The organism is Flavobacterium sp. (genome assembly GCF_044368995.1).
In the GTDB taxonomy this organism is placed as follows: domain Bacteria; phylum Bacteroidota; class Bacteroidia; order Flavobacteriales; family Flavobacteriaceae; genus Flavobacterium.
Map to the genome: position 1 here is coordinate 1 of NZ_JBIPMS010000104.1, position 5,973 is coordinate 5,973.

8 protein-coding genes are annotated in these 5,973 nt (G+C 30.8%); 2 read left to right on the forward strand and 6 right to left on the reverse strand.

Features of this window, described 5'->3' with window-relative positions:
* Positions 1-207: 207 nt before the first annotated feature.
* Positions 208-1,251, reverse strand: coding sequence for a PorV/PorQ family protein (locus tag ACIQ2I_RS07370; protein ID WP_396181786.1), 1,044 nt, complete (start codon positions 1,249-1,251; stop codon positions 208-210).
* Positions 1,252-1,396: 145 nt separating this feature from the next.
* Between ACIQ2I_RS07370 and ACIQ2I_RS07375 the strand changes: the two genes are divergently transcribed.
* Together ACIQ2I_RS07375 and ACIQ2I_RS07380 are read left to right on the forward strand one after the other, a co-directional pair.
* Entirely contained in the window at positions 1,397-2,137 is a 741-nt protein-coding gene (locus ACIQ2I_RS07375; protein WP_396181779.1) for a CDP-alcohol phosphatidyltransferase family protein, read from the forward strand.
* Entirely contained in the window at positions 2,137-2,979 is an 843-nt protein-coding gene (locus tag ACIQ2I_RS07380; protein ID WP_396181780.1) for a GH25 family lysozyme, read from the forward strand. Before ACIQ2I_RS07375 ends, ACIQ2I_RS07380 begins: the two co-directional genes overlap by 1 nt.
* On the opposite strand, the gene ACIQ2I_RS07385 is transcribed toward ACIQ2I_RS07380, so the two are convergent.
* The 5 genes from ACIQ2I_RS07385 to ACIQ2I_RS07405 form a co-directional block, all read right to left on the reverse strand.
* Complete coding sequence (locus tag ACIQ2I_RS07385) at positions 2,972-3,205, reverse strand: DUF5808 domain-containing protein (protein WP_396181781.1); 234 nt, start codon at positions 3,203-3,205, stop codon at positions 2,972-2,974. The two genes, ACIQ2I_RS07380 and ACIQ2I_RS07385, sit on opposite strands and share 8 nt — an antisense overlap.
* Positions 3,206-3,229: 24 nt before the next feature.
* Positions 3,230-4,000, reverse strand: coding sequence for an LPS export ABC transporter ATP-binding protein (gene lptB / locus ACIQ2I_RS07390; protein ID WP_396181782.1), 771 nt, complete (start codon positions 3,998-4,000; stop codon positions 3,230-3,232).
* A gap of 134 nt (positions 4,001-4,134) precedes the next feature.
* Positions 4,135-4,488: a carboxymuconolactone decarboxylase family protein gene (locus ACIQ2I_RS07395; protein ID WP_396181783.1), complete on the reverse strand. Its 354-nt coding sequence runs from the start codon at positions 4,486-4,488 to the stop codon at positions 4,135-4,137.
* On the reverse strand, positions 4,488-5,318 hold the full coding sequence (tatC, locus tag ACIQ2I_RS07400; RefSeq protein WP_396181784.1) for a twin-arginine translocase subunit TatC: 831 nt from the start codon (positions 5,316-5,318) through the stop codon (positions 4,488-4,490). Before tatC ends, ACIQ2I_RS07395 begins: the two co-directional genes overlap by 1 nt.
* Before the next feature lie 81 nt (positions 5,319-5,399).
* On the reverse strand, positions 5,400-5,973 hold a 574-nt coding region (locus ACIQ2I_RS07405), incomplete at its 5' end, for a CBS domain-containing protein (protein ID WP_396181785.1).

Genomic DNA, 5,973 nt, shown 5'->3' on the forward strand with positions numbered 1-5,973 from the left:
TTCCAGTGTGTCCATACATCGCATAGGAAACAGGTGCTGTTCCACAAGTTAAAATACTAACTTTCGCATTGTCCGATAAAATTACGTTTTGAGAAAAACCAATAATAGGAAGTAATAAGAAAAGTATTTTTTTTAGCATATTATATGTGTTTTTTGACGACTAATAAAAGTTTAATATCTATATTTTATTCTCTATATTCTCAAAAATTACCTTCTAAAAATTCCTAAATCCACTTTTACTGAAAACACATTAGAATAAAGTGCCGCACTTTGATTTCCTATATCAGTTAAAGCATAATCTACTTGAATGCCTTTGTATTTAAACCCTAAACCAATATTAGGTTGAAAACTTACTTTATTTGTATTGTCAATTTGTGTAATTTGTTGAAAATTCCCAACACCTGCACGTAAAAAAGCCAAATCAATATAGCCAAATTCTAAACCAATTGCGGGGCTAAAACTCATCGCACTTGTAGAAATAATATCGTTTGTTTGGGTAAATTCCATATTTAAATTGGCTGCGGTTGTTAAAGTGTAATCGTAATGAAATTCGAATTTTTTTGACAATCCAAATTGCGCTTTTGGCAAAGTGATTTCACTAGTTTCAGGCAATTCCTGATTTTCACCTGGAACCGCATTTTTTATTTTTTTGTATTCCTCTTCGTTGATGGTCCAAGTGTTGTATGTTGTGGTTATGTCTCTTAACATTAAACCAAATTTCCAATCGTTTTTGTTTTGAAATTGTAATCCAATATCAAAACCAAATCCCCAAGATGAAGCAAAATCTCCAATAATTCTTCTAATTACTTTTGCATTTACGCCATAATTAAATCCTTCAACTGGTAATTTTCGTGCATAAGAAAATGTCACACCATAATCGGCGGTAGAAAAAAGAGAAATTCTGTTATAATCAATATTTCCTTGACTGTCAATCAATTGCGTGGTATTTAAAATATCGTCTACCCCAAAACGTATTAATGAAATTCCCCAAGCGCTTCGGTCGTCAATAGGCATGGCAAAACCGGCGTAGTCATATTGTGCAATATTTGCAAAATAATTGGCATGCATAAGCGCAATTTGCTTGTCTTCCAATTGTAAAATCCCAGCAGGATTCCAATATCCTGAATTTACATCTGAAGTTTGTGCTGTAACCGCATTACTCATTCCTAACGCTGCCGCATCTACTCCAATATTTAAAAATTCATTGGAATATTTACGAATAGTTTGCGCAAAAAATGACGTTGAAGTCATTAGCAGGATAAATACTATTATTTTTTTCAAATCAAATTTAATCTAGCTACAAATATCTAAATTTCTTACCTAATAAACTCAAATTCTTTTGTTTTATTGTTTACATTTGCTTTAGATTAATGATATAATAGAAAATTTTAACTCAATGAGCATAAAAAAACATATTCCAAACGCAATTACTTTATTGAATTTACTCGCTGGATTATTGGCTTTAATTCATGTGTTTAACGGCAATTATAATGAAGCTTTTTCGTTAGTTTGTTTGGGAATTTTCTTCGATTATTGGGATGGTTTTTTCGCCAGAATTTGGAAAGTTCAAAGTCCAATTGGCTTGCAATTGGATTCTTTAGCTGATATGGTTACAAGTGGCGTGGTGCCAGGATTCGTAATGTATAAAATGTTAGCAGATATTCAGGAAAATCAATCGCAATATAATTTAACGGAAGACACCTATTATATGGGTATTGTGCCCTATTTAGGTTTTTTAATCACTTTAGCGTCTTGTTATAGATTGGCTAAATTTAATGTTGATACCCGTCAAACGGATTCGTTTATCGGTTTACCAACACCAGCGAATGCATTATTAATTATGAGTATTCCAATGATTCAGTTTCATTCAGAATTTGAATGGTTGGTTGATTTTTTAAGTAACCCATTCGTTTTAGTTGGAGTTACGGTTTTAAGTTCGTATTTATTAAACGCAGAAATTCCTTTGTTTTCATTAAAAGTAAAAAGTTTCAGCTGGGAAAAATATAAAATGCAAGTCGTGTTTATAATTATTTCGGTTATTTTAATTGCGATTTTAGAATTCATTGCGATTCCAATTATCATTTTGTTTTATGTGATTTTATCTGTGGTGAATAATACGATTTTTAAGAAAGTTTAATGGCAACCAGAAGAAAATATACTTCTAAAAGAAAAAAACAAACTTTAATTAGTCCGAAATCTCTCCAATGGATTCTTGGACTTTTTTTCTTATTGATTACAATAATTTTCGTATTTCAAAAAAAAGATGCGATTTTATTTTATTTAGGATTTAAAACCAAAAACATCGAATTAACTGTAAATCAGAGAAAAATAGAAGACAAACGCATAAATGATATTGTAGCCAATCATGAAGATAAAATTTTCGGTATTGATATTTCTCAATACCAAGGAACAATTGATTGGGAAAATCTTGAAGCAATTGAGGAGCAATTTGAAATTAAGTTTGTAGTGCTTCGTGCCACAGCCGGAAGCAATAAAGTCGATTTAAAATTCAAGAAAAATTGGAAAAAATTAACGTCTTCCATCTATATTCAAGGTGCCTATCATTATTATCGCCCTGATGAAAATTCAACCGATCAAGCCAATAATTTTATTAAGAATGTTAAACTACGAAAAGGACATTTACCTCCAATTTTAGATATCGAAAAAATGCCAAAAGGGCAATCGATGAAGAAATTAAAAGAAGGATTACAAAATTGGTTAACTATTGTAGAAAACCAGTACGGAGTGAAACCGATAATTTATACAGGTGAAAAATATTACGAAGATTTTTTACATGAAGATTTTCCAAATTATAAATTTTGGATAGCCAATTATAATCCTTGGAAAGAAAAAATTGAAGATGATTATTTGATGTGGCAATTTTCAGAAAAAGCCAAACTTATTGGTGTTAATGAATTAGTAGATGTGAATGTTTTCAACGGAAATGTAGAAGATTTAAAGAAAGTGTGTATTAAATAATCCATTTTTTAGGTAAAAACGCCATTAGAAATACGATTAAAAAAATAATAGCAACTAATAGTCCCACAGATTTTGAATTAGCAAAGTTCGTTGTCCAACCTGTCCAACCCAGTCTTTTTGGTGGTAACAATCTTTTATCTTCTGGATTGTAATAAAATACGCCACATTTCCAATTATTTGAGTCTTTCCGCCAAGTTTCTGATTGTTCTTTTGATGGATTTTTCATAGGATAGGTACGCGGATGTTAAAATTACTTATCTAACTCAACTTCTTTCGGTGCATTGAAGTCGATTTTTGTTTTTCTTAATTCGAAATTCTGACCTAAATATACCCGTCTTACCATTTCGTCTTCTACTAATTCTTCTGGTTTTCCAGCTTTTAGAATACCGCCTTCAAACATTAAATAGGTTTTGTCTGTGATTGCTAAAGTCTCTTGCACATTATGGTCGGTAATTAAAATTCCTATATTTTTATTTTTTAATTGTGCAACAATTTTTTGAATATCTTCAACCGCAACTGGGTCAACTCCAGCAAAAGGTTCGTCTAATAAAATAAATTTCGGATCCGTAGCTAAGCATCTTGCAATTTCTGTTCTTCTTCGTTCTCCACCCGATAATAAATCACCTCTATTCGTTCGAATATGGCCCAATGAAAATTCTTCAATTAAGCTTTCCATTTTCGCTTCTTGTGCTGCTTTGGTCAAATTGGTCAATTGTAAAACCGACAAAATATTGTCTTCTATGCTCAATTTTCTAAAAACAGAAGCTTCTTGTGCCAAATAACCAATTCCGTTTTGGGCACGTTTGTACATAGGAAAATCGGTAATATTCATGTCGTCCAAATAAATATTTCCAGAATTTGGTTTTACTAAACCCACAATCATGTAAAAAGAAGTTGTTTTTCCAGCACCATTTGGACCCAATAATCCTACAATTTCTCCTTGATTTACTTCAACGGAAATGCCTTTTACAACACTTCTTTTTTTGTATGTCTTAACTAAATTTTCGGCTCTTAATTTCATTTTTTTTAATTTGTCAATTAGACAATATGGCAATGTGCCAATGTTTCAATATTTTGTAAAAATATTAAATATAATTGAAGTTGAAACTTTATTATTATTTGTTTAACTTTTAGAATAATTGGCACATTAGCTAATTATTTAATTATCTCATTTTCCAAAGCTTCCCAAAATTCATAAGCTCTTCTTAAGTGCGGAATTACAATTGTACCACCAACTAAAGTTGCAATACTCATGGCTTCCATCATTTCTGTTCTGTTGACTCCGTTTTTATAGGCCGTTTCTAAATGATATTTAATGCAATCATCACAACGTAAAACGGCTGAAGCTACTAAGCCTAATAACTCTTTAGTTTTTACATCTAAAGCACCTTCACTATATGCGTTGGTATCTAAATTAAAAATTCTTTTGATTACTTTATTATCATCGGCCAATAATTTTTCATTCATTTTAGCGCGATAGTCGTTAAACTCGGTAATTAAATCACTCATTATGTTGTGGTTATTGATTTATTGTTTTTCTTAAAAATGAAGGCACTTATAAAAATGCTAATTTCGTAAAGTATTATCAATGGTATAGTTACTATAACTTGGCTAATTACATCTGGCGGTGTTACTATTGCGGCTATAATTAGGATAATTACATACGCCCATTTTCTGTATTCTCTTAAAAAAGAAGGTGTTACCAAACCTAAAGTAGATAGGAAATAAATAATTATTGGTAATTCGAAAACCAAACCTGTGGCTAAAGTGGTAGTTTTGACGGTTCCGATATAAGAATTTACATTAATATCGTTTTTAATTACATCAGATACAGTAAATGTTGATAAAAAATTCAATGATAATGGAGTTAATACAAAATAGCCAAATAACACACCTAAAAAGAATAACAGAGATGAAATAACAATAAATTTTACCGCATTTCTTTTTTCTTTTTTATACAAAGCCGGTCTAATGAAATTCCAAAATTGTAATAAAATATACGGAAAACTAATTATAAATCCTGCAGTAATACATGTCCAAACCATCAAGGAGACTTGTCCTTCAATTTCTGTATTTTGAATACTGAAGTTTAATGTGGCATCGCAAAAACTTTTGTCTAAATCATATTTATTAGCTAAATCACAAAAAAACTTATAGGTAATAAAATTACCTTTCATGGGACCGAAAATGATAGTATTAAAAATAAAATCGTTAAAAAACCAAGCAATGGCGCCCCCTGTTAAAATAGCAGCCGAACTTCTTACTAACAACCATCTTAATTCCTCAAGATGATCTAAGAAAGTCATTTCGTTAATGTTTTTTTTATTCTTTTTTGCCATTAAGTTTTTATTGTTATTAATTGATGTTGTTTCTAAAATATAGCAATTTTTTTTGTCGATAAGTTATTATCCTTAAGCTATTTATACGATTCCTTCTTTTAAAATATCGTGTAAATGTAACACGCCTTTGTAGGTACCATTATCAATCACCATCAATTGTGTAATTTTATAATCTTCCAAAACATCTAAAGCTTCAGCAACCAAAACAGTTGAAACAATTGATTTCGGGTTTTTTGACATAATATCTTGTGCTGTTAAATCTGAAAAAGATTCTCTATCAGTTAACATTCTTCTAATATCACCATCCGTTATAATTCCTATGACAACCTCATTTTCAACAACAGCTGTAACACCTAAACGTTTTTCCGAAATTTCCATAATTACTTTTTTAATGGAAGCATTTGGAGCTACTTGTGGAGCGGGTGTATTAACTAACATATCTTTTACACGTAATAATAGTTTTTTCCCCAAAGCGCCACCTGGATGATATTTGGCAAAATCTTCTGCCTGAAAATTTCTTAATTTCATTAAACAAACGGCAATGGCATCACCTAAAACCAATTGAGCAGTTGTACTATTTGTAGGTGCTAAACCAAGTGGACAACTTTCGTCATCTACATGAGCAAGTAACACTAAATCGGAAGAAGCAGCTAAA

Bases quoted from the DNA above. Each gene is read 5' to 3' on its own strand.
- ACIQ2I_RS07385 (WP_396181781.1), bottom strand. From the start codon at position 3,205: ATGAAAAATCCATCAAAAGAACAATCAGAAACTTGGCGGAAAGACTCA.
- lptB (WP_396181782.1), bottom strand. From the start codon at position 4,000: ATGAAATTAAGAGCCGAAAATTTAGTTAAGACATACAAAAAAAGAAGT.
- tatC (WP_396181784.1), bottom strand. From the start codon at position 5,318: ATGGCAAAAAAGAATAAAAAAAACATTAACGAAATGACTTTCTTAGAT.
- ACIQ2I_RS07375 (WP_396181779.1), top strand. From the start codon at position 1,397: ATGAGCATAAAAAAACATATTCCAAACGCAATTACTTTATTGAATTTA.
- ACIQ2I_RS07395 (WP_396181783.1), bottom strand. From the start codon at position 4,488: ATGAGTGATTTAATTACCGAGTTTAACGACTATCGCGCTAAAATGAAT.
- ACIQ2I_RS07380 (WP_396181780.1), top strand. From the start codon at position 2,137: ATGGCAACCAGAAGAAAATATACTTCTAAAAGAAAAAAACAAACTTTA.
- ACIQ2I_RS07370 (WP_396181786.1), bottom strand. From the start codon at position 1,251: ATGACTTCAACGTCATTTTTTGCGCAAACTATTCGTAAATATTCCAAT.